Raw genomic sequence first — 14,676 nt, 5'->3', positions numbered from 1 at the left:
TCCGGCGTTCGTCAATCGCCCGGTCGTTAAGCAAGTGGGCCTTGCCGCAGGCCTGGCCAGGCAGACGTGGCGCTGGCGGAGGGACACTCGGCAATCACTGCGCCGCGCCGTGTTTGTGGATGGATCCTATGTGTCTGCCATGCCGGGCGTTCTCCTCGCGCTGTGGGGCGCCGGCGCGCCCCGGGTTGGGATCTTCGCCGATCTCTACTCGTATATGGCCGATGTCGCGGACGCCAGCGACCGCCAAGTCGACACCGTGCACAAGATCTCCAGGCGTGTTGTCCGGCGGTGTCTCGATTCCCTGGACGCTGTTGTCGTGCTCACCTCGGCGATGGATGCGCTGATCAACCGCGAATCGAAGCCGTCGGTGGTGATGGAGGGGCTGGTGGACGTCAACCAGTCGGCGCGCGCGGTATCCCTCGCCAACCGGCATACCCATCCCACCGCCCTCTATGCGGGCGCCTTGCGGCGCGAATATGGTGTTGAAGACCTGGTCCTTGGGTTCCGGTCGATCCCCGATCCGCAGGCGCGCCTGGAGATCTATGGCCAGGGCGATTATGCCGAGGAGGTCCGGCGACACGCCGCCGAGGACACCCGGATCACCTTCGCGGGCACAGTTCCGGTCGAGGTGGTTCTCGAGGCCGAAGAACGCGCATGGGTCCTGGTCAACCCACGTCCGGCGAACCAGGAGTTCACGAAATACTCGTTTCCGTCTAAGAACATGGAGTATCTCGCGTCCGGAACCGCAGTGCTCACCACGCCTTTGCCCGGCATGCCACCGGAGTACTACCCGCACGTCATGCTCATCGACGAATCGTCCCCAGCGGGTGTGCGTGGCGCCTTGGAGCGGGCATTCGCGCTGGGCCGGGGGGAACTGCACCGCCGCGGCGAGCGTGGCAAGGAGTTCGTCCTCACCAGCAAGACCAACACGATCTGGGCGGGGAAGCTGCTTGCCCTTGCTCGACGGGCAGGCGCATGAGTTCTTCTCTCGCCCTCGGCTCGCTCGTGCTGCTCGCCATTGTGCTGCATCTGATCGCGCTTCGCCCCGGGGCCGGCACGTGGGGGTTCTGGTCGGGGCTGCTGTTGCTGTCCGGGCACTCGACCTTCCGGGGGAACTCCGAAGCCGCCATCGGCTTGCGTTTCGGTGGTTTGGTCGTGGCCGTCGCCTTCGTTCTGGTCAGCCTGCGACGCGCCGGGAAGAGCCAGGCGGGCGCGTTGGCGCCGGATGCGCCCACCCGGCCGGGACCGCCCGCTGACATCCGCATGCTCCTGCTCGCCGGCACGCTGTTGTATGGGCTGGCCACCGTGATGGATGACTTCGCGCCGCTGACGGTCGTCACCGGCCTCGCCTTCGTGGTCGCAGTCCTGACCCTCGCCGGGATCAACCGAAGTGGCCAGGCGGCGCAGTTCGTCAACGGCTACGCGGCTGCCACGATGGCAACGCTGGTCGTCAGCCTCGTGCTGATGCTCGCCCGCCCGTCGGTTGCCCTGGTCGGTGGGCGTCTGCAGGGCTTCTTCGTGAGTGCGAATACGCTGGGCTTCTTTGCGGCGCTGTGGCTGCTGCACGCCATGACGACGCGCCGGCTCGGCCCGCGCACGGCACTGCTGTCAGTTCTTCCCCTAGCGGCCCTGGTCTTGTCTGGGAATAGGTCCTCCGCTGCGGCCTTGGCCACCGCGTTCCTCGTGTTCGTATTCATGGTGTTGCACACTGCCGACGCGGCTCGAGCACGCCGGTTGGTTGTCCTCGCGGCGATCGCCGGAACGGTCGCCTATCTCTGGGCCTGGGACACCATGAGCGCGCTCCTGCGGACTAACAACAGTCGCCAGGGCGGGCTCGACTACGCGCTGCACGACTCGGACCTGAAGTGGCTCGGCGGGATGGGCTACAACCAATCGCCGGTCGAGTTGGCGTCCACCCCGCTGCGGTGGCTCGCCGAGGAGGGCCGGATCGCCGCGCTCCTGTGTTTGCTGACGTATGCCGTGGTTCTGCTCGTCGGGCAGCATGCGGGCGCGTCGGTCACGGCATGCGCCGTCTTCGGGATCTTCAGCTCCCTCTTCGAAGGATGGTATTTCGCCGGTGTCTCCGCGCTCTTCGTCAGCTTCTGGCTTGTCGTCTTGGCTGCGCACAACACGACCGCGGACGCTGTTCGTGTTGGCGCTGCCCTCTCCCCAGCGGACACCGGTGATGAACGCGATCGCCCGGGAGACCCGCGACGTGGGAGTGCTCTACCTGGCACCGCGCAGCCGCGTGCACGGGTGGGGAGAGGTCGAAATCACGCACCCGCACTACTTCGTCGATGACTCGCCGGCGTCCGCCTGGGCACTCGCCAGCTATGGCCTCAGGACGTCCGATCTCAAGGTCGCCGCTCCGTTCGGTTACCGCGGCCCCGTGCGAGCCACGCTGCTCCTGCTCGCGCGCGCTCGCCGCCTTGGGGTGGTCACCCGCTCCGATTCGAGCGTGCAACTCGTCGCGGATCGCGGTCGGCTGCGGACCAGCGTGCGTCGCTTGGCCATGCGGGCCGCCTTTCCCAGGGCCACGCGGGTCTGGACGGTCGGTCACGAGAACGAGCGCTTCTGGCGGGAATATGTCGGCCGCCACAACACTCGACTAATCCCTTACAGCACACCTAAACTGCCCAGTGGACATGGTCTGAATCCCGCAGCCAGAGAGTCGGATCCCGCGCGCCTGCGCTTTCTCTTCGTGGGCCGGATGGATCCGCTAAAGATGATCGACACGGCCATCAGAGCATTCCGCACCCTTCCTCTCGACATCGCGCAAGGCTGGCGCTTCGACATCGTCGGAGACGGGCCACATTACGAGACCCTCCTCGAGCAAGCCTCAGGTGATGCGCGGATCGCATTTCGCGGATCAAGGACGTACGACAACCTCGACCAGCACTACTCGGCTGCCGATGTGCTCGTTCTCCCGTCGCAATATGACAATTGGGGGCTGGTCGTCAACGAGGCCCTTGCCTTCGGCTGCCGGGTGCTGGTGAGCGAACGCTGTGGTGCCGCGGAACTCGTCTCGGGGCACCCCGAGCGGGGGGCGGTGTTACCGGTAGGCGACGTCAGTGCCTGGGCCGCTGCCATGCTTGCCTGCCGCGACCATCTGCACCGCGTGCCGGTCGCCCCCTACGATCCGACCGCCGACATGGTCGCCGACCTGCGCAGCCTAGGAGGAGTGCGGTGACCGAGCGTCGCGAAAGCGCCGGCGGCGGCGTAGTCCGAGAATCCCTTGCCGAAGCGGGAGTCACGGCGTGGCCAGACCGTGTCTCACTGGTGGAGACCGCGCGCTCCCGCCGGGCTCTGGATGCCATCCTGGTGCAAAGCGCCTGGAACGTCGTCCCGATGACGATCTTCGCGCAACTGCTGCGCCCGTACCCGGCCCGGATGCAAGCGATAGCGAGCGCGCGCCGAGCACTTGCGCAGGCGCAAATCCGGCGAGCCCGGCGAGTGGTCACCCTGACCGAATCGGTAGCGGCCCTGGTCGAGCAGACGACCGGCCGCACCCCGATCGTCGCTCCGGTGACCGCCGGCCTGCAAGACTGGGCCGACCTGGCCGAGCAGTCGGCCGAGCAAGACATCGGCCGCGGCGAGCACGCGCTGGTCGTCGGGACGGTGAGCTGGTTCAAGCGTCCCTGGCTGGCGCTGGATGTCATCCATCGTCACCGGCCGCATCTGCGCGAAATCGTCTTTGCCGGCGGTGATGACGGCTCCGGCTGTTGGGACGTAGTGCAACACCACGCGGCCGGCTACGGATTGACTGTGCGCCGAGTGCAGGTGCCGCACGCGCAAATGGCGGCGCTCTATCGGTCGGCAGGCGCGTGCGTGTTGCCAAGCGCCCTGGAGAGCCTCGGTTTCGGCCTGGTGGAGGCGCTACTGGCCTGTCCGGACGTCATCGCCGCACGCATTCCGCCCCACGCCGAAATGGCCGCTCGACTCGGTGTCTCCCCGTCGTGGATAACCGCCGACGGGCTGGGATTCCCCTCGGGTGGTCGCCCCGTCCTCGGCGTGGCGAGCGTGACCGACGAATGGCGCAGCGTCGCAGACGCGCTCGGTCTGAGCTGGGGCTGACCTCGCGCGGTCGGTGCCACGCGCAGGCCGCGCGAGTGCCTGGCTACCGGTCGAGGGTTGCCGGACTGCTCGTGGTGGCTACCGCGTCCGGATCGTGCACGAGGTAGGCCCCTCCAGAGTCGTTCGGCATGCGCCTCGTGGTCCAGATGGCACCCACCAGGCAAGCCAGCAGGACGACTTGACCCGCAGCCGTTGCCCACCCGACACCGATCGGCCCGGCACCCACACCGACGATGGTGAACACAGCCGTCGCGGCCGTCGCCACAACGAGGCCGACCGTGTACTGCCGTTGCCGGCCCGAGGCGACCAGCACTTGGGTGCCGATCACATTGCAGACGATCCCGACAAAGACCCACACCATCAGTGGGACGACCACGCCGCCGGCGTCGGCATAGTCTCGCCCAAGGACGGTTCGCACGAGGGGGTCGCGCAGCACGACGACGCCGAGTGACAACACCGCGAAGGTGGGAATCAGCAGTGCGCTGACCCGCAGAGCAAAGCCGTTGCCGACGGCCCGCGAAACGTCATACCGTCGGCAGGCCTGCGGATACAGCGCGGTCCAGATCGGGGCAAACAGCAGCAGCAGGGTGCTCGCGATCCGCAGCACGCCGGCATACTCCCCGACCTGAGCGGCGCTGGCACGGGCGGTCAGCGCGGTGACCCCGATCCCATTGGCGATGGTGCTCATGATGTTCGCCAGGAACAGCGGTGCCGCCGCCCGGATGACACCCCAGACATCGCCCAGCGAGGCTAAGCCCAGGCTGACCTGGAAGGTCCGGCGCGCCAGCCACTCCTGAATGCCAGCGGACAGGACGAGCGAGGCGCCATAGAGCACGCAATAGCGGATCGCGTCGGCGGGCGTCTTGACGAGCAGCAGCACCGCGGCCAGGAAAAGGCCCTTGCTGATCAGCGCCGACAGCGCCGCGAGCCGCAGTTGCTGCGTCCCCAGGAAGAGCCACGTCTGGCCATAGGTGAGCCCGACGAGCGTCAGGCCCATGGCAAGCAGCGCGGTTCGAGCCCGGCCCTGTGACGTGGCAGCCATGATCGCGAAGGGCACGAGTGACGCCGCCAGCAGCAAGGTTCGGGCAAGCACGATGCGGCGGAACAGGCTGCGAATCTCACCCGGGTCCGATGCCCGCGCCACTTCACGCGAGCCCCACATGTCGAAGCCCCAAACGGTGACAATCGTCAGATAGGTGACCAGGTTCAAGGCCGAAGCGAAGGTGCCGAATCCAGCCTTGCCCAAAACGCGCGTCAGATACGGGAGCGTGACGAGGGAGACCAGCAGATTCGTCGCCTGTAACAGATAGGCCCACAACCCGTTGATCGCTACCCGGCGTAGCGTCGCCCCGGGCCGCACCGGCCACCTCATGCCGTCACCACGCGGGTTCACAGCCTCCGCATCATCTTGGCGGGGACACCGCCGACCAGCACATTGCGGTCCACATCGTCGACGACGAGCGCCCCCGCCGCAACCACGCTGCCAGACCCCAGCGTGACCCCACCGAGAACCGTCGCGCGCGCACCGAGCCAGCAACCGCTCCCGATCGTGACCGGACGGGCTGTCCCAGCACCCGCGCGCCGATCTTCGGAACCCAACTCGTGGCTGCCGACAACCAGCATGACCTCCGGCGCCAGGTCGCAGTTGTCGCCGATCCGCACGGGCGCTCCCGTGGCAGCTATCAGATGAGAGCCGGGCCCGATCCAGCAGTTGCGCCCGATGGCCACGAGAGCGAACGGAATGCGCACACCCCCGGCGATCCGGGTTCCCTCACCGATCTCCACCCCCCCACGACGGTAGAGATGCGAACGCAGGCCGAACAGCCGCGTGGTTGGCGAGTTGGCAGACACCAGGTTGGCAACCCACAGCGCCAGACGTGCCATCGAGGCGGTCGCCATCCGCTCACACGCCGGCGCGTACGGGTTGCAGGAGCCCGGCCCAGGCTGACAGGTCACGAGGAGCAACGGAGCGGTTGGCCTCCACTATCTCCAGTGCACGCTCCAACCGATCGGTGTCCATCGCGACAGTCGCGTTCCAGCACACGCCCGTCTGTGGGGTGAAGGTCTTGACCCGGCGGACATGGTCAAAGGCCCCCCTGGCCGCCCGTCCATAGAAGCGCTGCTCGAAGTCGTGGATGACAACGATGCCGCGGGGACGCCTCGAGGCCACCGAACGGATCGTCTGGGATCGCTCAGTGACCCGTTGCGAGTCGTCGATAAACACCAAGTCGAACGCGGACAGGTCGTCGGGAACGCTATCGCGCACCTTGCCCAAGAGGACAAGTTCGCAGCGGGGATCACCGCCCACGGCCGACTTCACGTCAGTGAACCACGCCGGGTCGTCCTCGTGCGACACCAACCGCTCGACATCCGGGAAGAAGGAACGGTCCAGGAAGGCCGGCGTGCTCAAGACACCCGAGCCAAGCTCGAGGATGTCCCGCACGGGCTGAGCCGCCGCCACCGCCATCAAGACGGGCAGATGCGTCGCGAACGGGTCCGCGTGCCGGTGCCGGATGCCCTTCAGCGTCCGATAGGCGGTCGAGCGCGTGGTGATGAACAGGCTTCGGGGGTTCAATGCAGTCTCCAGGAGTCGGACCGCGCACGAGTGGCGGCGCGGGTGTGGGGAACGTCGAGGGTTTTGGGATGCCGCCCTCGGCGTGCTTCGGCAGAGGATAGTGCCGAGCACGAATGCGCTTCTAAGGGCCGCCGTGGCACTCGAGTGGGCACAAGGGTCCGGAGGAGATAACGAACGTCTCGGCGCAACGACCAGTGCACCACATATCGCCGGTTCAATTCCACCTTTTGTGGCCAGATAATGTCCCGGTTGTATCTCTCGGCGTCAGCCGCGGCTGCGAGCAGGGCCTCTTCGTCTCGGAAGGCCAAGGTGGCCGGTCCCGTGATGCCCGGTCGCAGAGTGAGGATCACGCGGTCCTCGCCGACCAGCTGGTCGGCAAACCCAGGGACATCCGGCCGTGGCCCAACCAGGCTCATGTCACCCCTCACCACATTGATCAGTTGCGGCAGCTCGTCGAGCTTCGCCCGACGCATGACCTTGCCCGACCGGGTGATCCGCGTGTCGTTAGCGTGGGTGACGGTGGTGGTCAGGTCGCGGGAGGAGCGCATGGTGCGGATCTTGTAGGTCGTAAAGGGCACACCGTCCCGGCCAATTCGCGCCTGCGCGAAGAGGCCGAACTCCCGGGTGTCCACCGTCGCGACCAGGATGGCGACCAGGATGACCGGCGAGGCCACGATCAGGCCCGGCACCGCGATGACGAGGTCGAGGCCGCGTTTGACGGCCCGCTGCCGCGCGCTCAACCCCTCAGCCATAGCCGAGCTCACTAAGCGTCCCGTCGGACAGACGTTTCAGCCGCTCGACGACGGAAGGGCCAAATTGCTGGCGTCCCTTGCCGATGTTGCCGTCCTTGACCGAGGCGACCGCGCGCGGGTCAAACGCATCCGGGCGGCCCAAGAAGGCAAGAATGCGCTGCAGTTCGCCGGACGGATCGGTGACGAAGTCCTCATACGCGACTTCATGCACTCTCGCCGGATGCAGTCGGCTCAGGCCACGGCGACTGGCCGCAACGCAGCGCTGCCACTGCAGGAAGGCGATCTCATCCAGCGAGTATTCGCGTTGCAGGTCTAGGAAGTTCGACGGCTTCGGACCCCACCACGTCTGCACATTGCGCTCGCCCGCGACCGACCCGGCGTCCTTGCTCAGCTTGAGCCGGACCCGTCGGCCGAGGAAGCTGCCCAGATGCCGCGGCAGGTCGGCCCGCGGCACGTAGCGGGCCTTCTTGAGGGTGTAGGGCAGGTCGAAGTGGGCATTCCAGCGCCGCACCGATGAGGCGGCAGCGTCGATCCCGTCGCGCCGGATGAAGACGAATCGGGCACGCGGAAAGACCTCGTCGACGAAATCGACACGCAAGGAGGTAGCGCAGGTCTTCTCCACTATCACGTCCGCGCCCGCCTGCCGGGCGAACCGCGAGAACGCCTTGCGCAGATACCTTTTCACCTTGGGAGTGGCGTCCTGCCGCCGCAGCTCGTCGTGCGCGACATCGAGGTTGCCGTGCTTCCACATCAGGTTGATCTCGTCGCACGGCCAGGTCGCGAATCCCGGCAGGGAGGCCAGCACGTCCCGCAGCATGTTCGTCCCCGACCGCGGCGCTCCGACGATGATCACTGGCGCCGCGCCGGGGGCAGACTCATCCGGCGAGTTGGGCCGGCTCGTGAGGCGAGCGGCCTGGACTGGCGCCGACGTGGTCACGCTGCGCACGAGGTCATCCCATCGGTCCAGAGCGAGCTGTTCGCTCACCTGCGACGTCGCCCACCGCGCCACCTGATCACGCCAACGTTGCGCCGCATCCCGCTCCGCGACTCGCTCCCGGGCCCTTCGCACCGCTGCGAGCAGTCCGGAAGCATCGTCCATCGGGACGGCATAGCCAAGGTCGTGGCGACGAACATCGCGAGCCAGGGAGCTTTCCCCTTCGCAGACGACCAGAAGGGGGAGCCCTTCCTCGAGATAGGTCATTGTCTTGCTCGGGAAGGCGTACTTGATGACCCCCGGGATCAGGCTGACCAGGCCGAGGTGTGCCGTTCTCATGAGAGCTTTGGCTTGGGCAACCGACCCAGCAGGAAGGAACCGGACGGTCAACCCGCTGGCGTCGGGGATTGCCGACGTCACGGTGCTGAGCGTCTCCCGGGCCCTCCCGTCGCCCATCACGACGAGTTCCACGGGCTCGGCAGAAGTCGCGCCGCTCAGGGCACGGATCACGCGGTCCAGTCCCTGAAAGCGGCCGACATTGCCGGTGAAGACGATGCGCAGCACCCCATCGGCCGGCGGGCCGAGAGGCGATGCGGCTTCGGTTTGCCCTCCTGCGTGATCGGGCAGGGAGAAGTTGTTGAGGACGACGATCCGGGAGGCAAGTCCCGAATCCCGAGCAAGCACCGCGCGACGCATATCCTCCGAGAGCACGACGACTCGGGCGGACCGGCGCATGGTCGCCAGGTCGAGGCGAGACAGTGCGCGATACACCACGGGCGTGGCGAACTCGCCGGAGATGGCACCGATCTCGGGGTGCAGATCCATACAGTGGTAGATGAAGGGAGTGCGGCGAACCCGCGCCGCCAGCGACACCGCGTATCCGAGTGAGATCTGCGGCGCGGTCGAGCACATCACGAGGTCCCGGCGCGGTCCGGTCAGGACCCGCCAGGCAACCTGCACCGGAAAGCCGAGCAAATTGACCGGTGCCGCGAGCCTCGCCGGCCGGGTCAAGACCGGGAGGCGAGCAACGGAGATCCCCTCGATCGTCTCCCCCTGCGGAACCGCAAGCATCCGCATCTGCTCGGTATAGGTCGGCCGGGCGGTGAGGACCTCCACGTCGGCCCCGTCGGCCACGAAGTGGGCGGCAAGTGTCCGCAGGATCGAGGCGTAGGGTGGCTTGTCCGGCCAGAAATGGCGATGGATGAGGGTCATCGCTATTTGTGGACGCGCATCCTGTGAGGCCAGGCGTAACTGCGTATTCATCATAGAAGCACGTCGTGGCTAGTCAAGGCGAAGGCTTTCCGCGGCGTTCGGACTAACCGCAAACACGTCAGAGCCGAAATCTATTGAATCCAGGCACTTTATCCCCTGTGGATGCGGGCGGAATAGGGCGTATCCGTGCCCGGCCAAGAGATCGGCAACAGGCGCACGCGACTCGCCCAGCGTCACCTCGCTCATCCTGTTCCATTCCATTTGTATGAGGTCAATTCGCTGTGCTCTCAGCGACTGCTCGGCGCCCTGGATGACCAGCCGCTCAGCGCCCTCGACGTCGATCTTCACTCCCCTAATGGGCCGGTCATCGGCGATCGCGTCGAGGGTGGAAACCTCCACATGTTGAGTGCCATCCCCGGCATCTGGGTCGAGCACCAGCTGATTGACTGTGTCGCGCCCCATGGTGAGCCTCATCGTGCCGACCTTGTCGGCGAGAGCAATGCGTCGGGCCTGAATGTCGAAGTGGTTTAGCTCGATATTCTCACTCAATCGCTGAAAGGCGCCGGGATCTGGCTCGAACGCCAACACCTGGGCACCGCAGTCGCCAGCCCATAAAGCGTAGGTGCCGACATTGCTGCCAATATCAAAGAACTGGTCGCCCGGTCGCAATACTCGCCGCCAGAAAAGCATCTCAGCGTAGTCCGGCGGATTTGCGTAAAGCGCGGCGGACGCGCCATGTGAACGTGGGTAACAAAGCAAGACACCGCTTCGACCGACGGTTGCCCGGACGGGGCGCTGACTGACTCGCGACATTAACTGGTAGCGGACGGCGCGCGCCAACGCGCTACCGCGGTGACCCCGGTTCGAAGGGTGATTCCAGACGTGTTGCCCGACGGACAACGCAGTCTTCAATCCTGGCATTAATGGTACTCCGATATGCGCACAATCCAGCAACCCCACCCGAGCGCGTTTCCAGAATGACCCAACGGAACGACCAACAGAAGCACGCAGTAAGCACTCTAGCCTGCGGACGCGCAGGTTAGAAGCGGCCTCGAGACCTCCTTTTTGGGGACACCGCGAGCCCTGGCGGGGAGTTGGCGGGGAGTTCTCCGATGGTTAGATCCCGACCTCGCGCTCGAGGCGCTCCAAGAGGGCCTCCAGGGCATCGCCGAACTCGGCATCCGGGTCGTGCGCGGCCAGTGGTCCCTGCAAACGCGTCAGCGTGGGGTAGTCGGCGAAGAGATCACTCACCGGGGCCTGGCCCTGCCCGTCATCAAGGTCGTCGACAACGACGAGTTCGGCACCGCGGAGGCTGACCTCCAGGAGGAGATGACCGAGGAGGAAGGCGGCGAAGATCTTGTAGACCTGGGCCGCGGCGTCGTCGCTGAGGCCGCGGATCACCAGGGCTTGGAGGAAGTCCTCGACCATCGGCAGGTGCCGCAGCGGCGGCCGCAACCACGGGGCTTCCGGCGGCCGCGTCGCGACGAGCGGGAACAGCTTGGGGTGCTCGATCGCGCTCTCGCGCACGCTCTGGGCGAACGCGATCACATAGGCCTGCCAGCCATCCGCCGGACCGAGCGGCGTGCGCGGCGGGACGCGGACCTCCTCCATGAGCAGTTCGACGATTCCCTCGAGCAGGTCGTCACGTCCGTTGACGTAGTAGTAGAGCGCCATCGCCTCGACGCCCAGCTCTTGCCCAAGGCGGCGCATGCTCAACGCCGCGAGATCGTGCTTATCGACGAAGGCGATCGCCGCGTGCAAGATCTTGGCCCGCGAGAGCCCGGCTCGTCGAGCCGCCGTTGCCTTCTGCCCGCCGCTCACGCCACCGCTCCTCGCTCCGGGTGCCACGGACCTGAATCCGACGCCCTCTCCCGCCAGCGTCCGAGGTCCTGGAACATTATCGCGTTTCCCGGTGTTTTACACTGTACGAAAACGGCGCGCCCGCCCGGGTCGTCCGGCCACCGGATGTAGCCAGGCCGGCCCGAACGAGCCGCGCCGGCCACGCCCGCTGTTCTCCAGGAGGACGAGATCACGCACAACCTCGACAGGCTGTTGGGAAACACAGCCGTTGGCGCGCCCTGCCCGCCCGTGCGAGTCCCCCGCGACGGACCACCCACCACCGACGAGCAGGTCTGGCGTCGCGCGCCGCAGTGGCAGCACACCCCGGCGGTCCGCTGGCAGCAGCGCGGCAGCCTGCGTCGGGTGGTCGTCTGTGCGGCCCATCCCGGCGATGCGACCTTTGCCGCGGGCGGCTTCATCGCGACCGCGCACCACTTCGGCGCCCAGATCGACCTGCTCGTTCTCACGGCGGGCGAGGCGTCGCACCCCTTCTCCCCCACCCACTCCCCCGCCGCGCTCGCCGAGCGCCACGAATACGAGTCGCGGGAAGCGTTGGCGATCTTGGCCCCGACCGCGCGGGCCACGTATGCCGGGCTGCCCGACGGCCAGATCGCCCAGCAGGTCGACACCGTCACCGAGTTGCTGGCGGCGGCCCTTCGCGGCAGCGGCGACGACACGCTGCTGCTTGCGCCCTATCGGCTGGACGGCTGGGCAGACCACGACTCGAGCGGATTGATTGCTGCCAAGGTCGCCGCCGACGCCGGCGTGATGCTGTGGGAGATGCCCGTCGAACTGTGGCACTGGGGCCAGATCGATGATGTCCCCTGGCCCGACGTATGCCGCGTGCGACTGGCCCGCGGAGCCCTCGCCGACAAGGTCCGGGCGATGGCCTGCTTCACCAGCCTGCTCGATCCACTGTCCGCTCAGCCGGGCGACGAACCGGTCCTCGGCTGTGAAGTCCTCAGTCATTTCGAACGCAATATCGAGACATTCATTGCTCCCGGAGCGCGGCTGACCCTGTGACGCGGGCGACGTGACCAGGGCACGCACGCGGCAATGGCACAATGGTCGGTTGTGACTGCAGCCAACCCGAGCCTGCCGCAGTTCTGCCCGCCCCACGACGTCCTGGACGATCTGGAGTTGTTGCGCAGCGGCATCCTCGCCCCCGAGCACGATGTGGCCCCCGGCGGCCCCGTCTCGGTGCACCTACCCGCCGAGGTCGCCGTCCCCGCCCAAGGAGCCGGCGGCGTGGAGATCGTCGACCCGGAGGGCGTTCCATTTGCACGCCTCGCGGCAACTGGGACCTCCCGCGAGGACGGTTCCCTCGACCTGCAGGCCCGACCCGAGTGGACCGGCCGGCCTTCGCCGCGGACCTTCGAGCGCTTTTATGTCTCCCCGAAGGACAATGCGGCGGACCTGGCGGCCGACACCGTCTCGGTCGTCGTCGACCGGCCGATCAAGACCGACGACCTGCTCGACATCGTCGCGACGGCGGGCAAGCGTCCCCTGCAATTCCTCGTGCTCGCCGGCCCGAGCCACTCTCCCCACTCCCCGGCCGTCACGACCATCCGCTCGGCGCTGACCGCCGTCTCTCGGCTGCGCCGCGGGCACGTCGTCGCCCTGCCGATCGACCCGCGGGCCGCGCGCGCCAAGCGCGAGCGAGCAGTCGCGGCATACGCATCAGGCGAGGTCATCTCCCTCGAGCCGATGCCCGGCGAAGCCCGCCGGCACGGCCTCGTCCTGTTCTTCACCGGCCTGTCGGGGTCAGGCAAATCGACGATCGCCCGCTCGGTGCGCGACCAGATCCTCGAGGAAGGGGAGCGGAGCGTCACGCTGCTCGACGGGGACCTGGTCCGCCGGCACCTGAGCGCCGGATTGACCTTCTCGGCCGCCGACCGCGAGACCAACATCCGCCGGATCGGGTGGGTCGGGGCCGAGATCTCCCGGCACGGCGGCATCGCGATCTGCAGCCCGATCGCGCCCTTTGCCACCACCCGTGAAACCGTCCGGCAGATGGTCACCGAGGCCGGCGGTGACTTCCTGCTCATCCACGTGGCCACGCCGCTCGCCGAATGCGAACGCCGCGACCGCAAGGGCCTCTACGCCAAGGCTCGCCGCGGCGAGATCCCCGAGTTCACCGGCATTTCCTCCCCGTATGAGGAACCCGCCGACGCCGATCTCGTCCTGGACACGACCGGGATCACCATCGACGCCGCGGTCGAGCGGGTCGTCTCGCTGCTGCGCGCGCGAGGGCACCTTAAGCACGAGGAGGTGCTCGAATGGGCGATCTGATCACCGGCGACACCCCGGGCCTGCTCGCCGTCGCCTTCCTCATCGGCATCGTCGTCGGCCTGACCGGTATGGGCGGGGGCGCGCTGATGACCCCGGCGCTGATCTTCCTCGGTATCCCGCCGACGGCGGCCGTCTCCAACGACCTGATGGCCGCGGCCATCAACAAGACGGTCGGCGCCGCTGTGCACTACAAGCACGGCTCGCCGAACCTCAAGCTCGCCAAGTGGTTGATCATCGGCTCGGTCCCGATGGCCTTCGCGGGTGCCTTCATCATCGACCTGATCGGCAGCGACGCCGATCAGCAGTCCTTCCTCAAACGGGCGATCGGCGTGGCCCTGCTGCTGACCGCGTCCACGTTCACGCTGCGGATCTATCTCGAGATGCGCCGGCATCTGCCCGACGATCCCGACCGTCCCGACCCCCGCATCCGCGCCCTCCCCACGCTGCTCGTCGGCGCCTTCGGCGGCTTGCTCGTCGGCATGACCAGCGTCGGCTCGGGCTCGCTGATCATGATCAGCCTGCTGCTGCTCTATCCCGCCCTGTCGGCCCGCAAACTGGTCGGCACCGACCTGGTCCAGGCCATCCCCCTCGTGCTGTCCGCCGCCATCTCGCACATGATGGTCACCGGCATCGACTGGGCCGTCTTGATCCCGCTGATCATCGGCGGGAGCCCGGGCACCTGGGTGGGGGCGCGGCTGGCCAACTATGTCTCGCAATCGATCCTGCGACGCGGCATCGCGATCGTCTTGACGCTGACCGGTCTCGGGCTGCTCAAGGTCCCGCCGGTGTGGGTCGGCATCATCGGCTCGGCAATGGTCATCCTCGGGCCGGCCCTGTGGGGCGTGATCAAGCATTTGCATGGCCGCCCGGCCTTCCTGCACATCCCGATCGGGATCCGGGAGGAGCCAGCCGCCGAGCACCCTCGTGCCGACGCCAGCCCACCCGAGCCGCGTCACTGACGGCCGGCTCGCCCCTGGTGCCTGCGCCATCCTCGGCGC

14 protein-coding genes are annotated in these 14,676 nt (G+C 67.3%); 7 read left to right on the top strand and 7 right to left on the bottom strand.

Annotated features, from left to right (window positions below):
• The first annotated feature begins 139 nt into the window (after positions 1-139).
• Genes V9G19_RS14045 through V9G19_RS14030 form a run of 4 tightly spaced genes read left to right on the top strand, consistent with a single transcriptional unit; the run spans position 140 to position 4,074 of the window.
• On the top strand, positions 140-979 hold the full coding sequence (locus V9G19_RS14045) for a glycosyltransferase (RefSeq protein ID WP_462286025.1): 840 nt from the start codon (positions 140-142) through the stop codon (positions 977-979).
• Positions 976-2,301, top strand: a complete 1,326-nt coding sequence (locus V9G19_RS14040) for a hypothetical protein (protein WP_462286024.1) — start codon at positions 976-978, stop codon at positions 2,299-2,301. Before V9G19_RS14045 ends, V9G19_RS14040 begins: the two co-directional genes overlap by 4 nt.
• Positions 2,186-3,190: a glycosyltransferase gene (locus V9G19_RS14035; RefSeq protein WP_462286023.1), complete on the top strand. Its 1,005-nt coding sequence runs from the start codon at positions 2,186-2,188 to the stop codon at positions 3,188-3,190. Before V9G19_RS14040 ends, V9G19_RS14035 begins: the two co-directional genes overlap by 116 nt.
• Complete coding sequence (locus V9G19_RS14030; RefSeq protein ID WP_462286022.1) at positions 3,187-4,074, top strand: glycosyltransferase family protein; 888 nt, start codon at positions 3,187-3,189, stop codon at positions 4,072-4,074. Before V9G19_RS14035 ends, V9G19_RS14030 begins: the two co-directional genes overlap by 4 nt.
• 43 nt (positions 4,075-4,117) lie before the next feature.
• On the opposite strand, the gene V9G19_RS14025 is transcribed toward V9G19_RS14030, so the two are convergent.
• The 7 genes from V9G19_RS14025 to V9G19_RS13995 form a co-directional block, all read right to left on the bottom strand.
• Positions 4,118-5,446: an oligosaccharide flippase family protein gene (locus V9G19_RS14025; RefSeq protein ID WP_462286021.1), complete on the bottom strand. Its 1,329-nt coding sequence runs from the start codon at positions 5,444-5,446 to the stop codon at positions 4,118-4,120.
• A gap of 17 nt (positions 5,447-5,463) precedes the next feature.
• Positions 5,464-5,958: an acyltransferase gene (locus V9G19_RS14020; RefSeq protein ID WP_462286020.1), complete on the bottom strand. Its 495-nt coding sequence runs from the start codon at positions 5,956-5,958 to the stop codon at positions 5,464-5,466.
• Between the two features lie 19 nt (positions 5,959-5,977).
• Positions 5,978-6,649, bottom strand: coding sequence for an O-methyltransferase (locus V9G19_RS14015; RefSeq protein WP_462286019.1), 672 nt, complete (start codon positions 6,647-6,649; stop codon positions 5,978-5,980).
• Entirely contained in the window at positions 6,646-7,401 is a 756-nt protein-coding gene (locus tag V9G19_RS14010) for a sugar transferase (RefSeq protein ID WP_462286018.1), read from the bottom strand. The genes V9G19_RS14015 and V9G19_RS14010 overlap by 4 nt, the downstream gene beginning before the upstream one ends.
• Entirely contained in the window at positions 7,394-9,547 is a 2,154-nt protein-coding gene (locus V9G19_RS14005; RefSeq protein WP_462286017.1) for a sulfotransferase, read from the bottom strand. The genes V9G19_RS14010 and V9G19_RS14005 overlap by 8 nt, the downstream gene beginning before the upstream one ends.
• A 69-nt stretch (positions 9,548-9,616) precedes the next feature.
• Positions 9,617-10,237 carry an FkbM family methyltransferase gene (locus tag V9G19_RS14000; RefSeq protein WP_462286016.1) on the bottom strand — a complete coding sequence of 207 codons (621 nt, stop codon included), beginning with the start codon at positions 10,235-10,237 and terminating at the stop codon, positions 9,617-9,619.
• A 426-nt stretch (positions 10,238-10,663) separates the two neighbouring features.
• Positions 10,664-11,368, bottom strand: coding sequence for a TetR/AcrR family transcriptional regulator (locus V9G19_RS13995; RefSeq protein WP_462286015.1), 705 nt, complete (start codon positions 11,366-11,368; stop codon positions 10,664-10,666).
• 267 nt (positions 11,369-11,635) lie between these two features.
• On the opposite strand from V9G19_RS13995, the gene V9G19_RS13990 reads away from it, so the two are divergent.
• The 3 genes from V9G19_RS13990 to V9G19_RS13980 are packed head-to-tail and all read left to right on the top strand — an operon-like array spanning position 11,636 to position 14,637.
• On the top strand, positions 11,636-12,409 hold the full coding sequence (locus tag V9G19_RS13990; protein ID WP_462286014.1) for a PIG-L deacetylase family protein: 774 nt from the start codon (positions 11,636-11,638) through the stop codon (positions 12,407-12,409).
• Positions 12,410-12,460: 51 nt separating this feature from the next.
• The gene (gene cysC, locus V9G19_RS13985; RefSeq protein WP_462286013.1) at positions 12,461-13,678 is read left to right on the top strand and encodes an adenylyl-sulfate kinase; all 1,218 of its coding nucleotides are present in this window, start codon (positions 12,461-12,463) and stop codon (positions 13,676-13,678) included.
• Positions 13,666-14,637 carry a sulfite exporter TauE/SafE family protein gene (locus tag V9G19_RS13980; protein WP_462286012.1) on the top strand — a complete coding sequence of 324 codons (972 nt, stop codon included), beginning with the start codon at positions 13,666-13,668 and terminating at the stop codon, positions 14,635-14,637. The genes cysC and V9G19_RS13980 overlap by 13 nt, the downstream gene beginning before the upstream one ends.
• Positions 14,638-14,676: the final 39 nt, after the last annotated feature.

It is taken from the genome of Nostocoides sp. (assembly GCF_037045025.1).
Lineage (GTDB): Bacteria > Actinomycetota > Actinomycetes > Actinomycetales > Dermatophilaceae > Nostocoides_A.
This window is presented reverse-complemented; position numbering and strand designations above follow the sequence as displayed.

Bases quoted from the DNA above. Each gene is read 5' to 3' on its own strand.
- V9G19_RS14045 (WP_462286025.1), top strand. From the start codon at position 140: ATGCCGGGCGTTCTCCTCGCGCTGTGGGGCGCCGGCGCGCCCCGGGTT.
- V9G19_RS14040 (WP_462286024.1), top strand. From the start codon at position 976: ATGAGTTCTTCTCTCGCCCTCGGCTCGCTCGTGCTGCTCGCCATTGTG.
- V9G19_RS14035 (WP_462286023.1), top strand. From the start codon at position 2,186: ATGAACGCGATCGCCCGGGAGACCCGCGACGTGGGAGTGCTCTACCTG.
- V9G19_RS14025 (WP_462286021.1), bottom strand. From the start codon at position 5,446: ATGAGGTGGCCGGTGCGGCCCGGGGCGACGCTACGCCGGGTAGCGATC.
- V9G19_RS14020 (WP_462286020.1), bottom strand. From the start codon at position 5,958: ATGGCACGTCTGGCGCTGTGGGTTGCCAACCTGGTGTCTGCCAACTCG.
- V9G19_RS14010 (WP_462286018.1), bottom strand. From the start codon at position 7,401: ATGGCTGAGGGGTTGAGCGCGCGGCAGCGGGCCGTCAAACGCGGCCTC.
- V9G19_RS14005 (WP_462286017.1), bottom strand. From the start codon at position 9,547: ATGACCCTCATCCATCGCCATTTCTGGCCGGACAAGCCACCCTACGCC.
- V9G19_RS14000 (WP_462286016.1), bottom strand. From the start codon at position 10,237: ATGCTTTTCTGGCGGCGAGTATTGCGACCGGGCGACCAGTTCTTTGAT.
- V9G19_RS13980 (WP_462286012.1), top strand. From the start codon at position 13,666: ATGGGCGATCTGATCACCGGCGACACCCCGGGCCTGCTCGCCGTCGCC.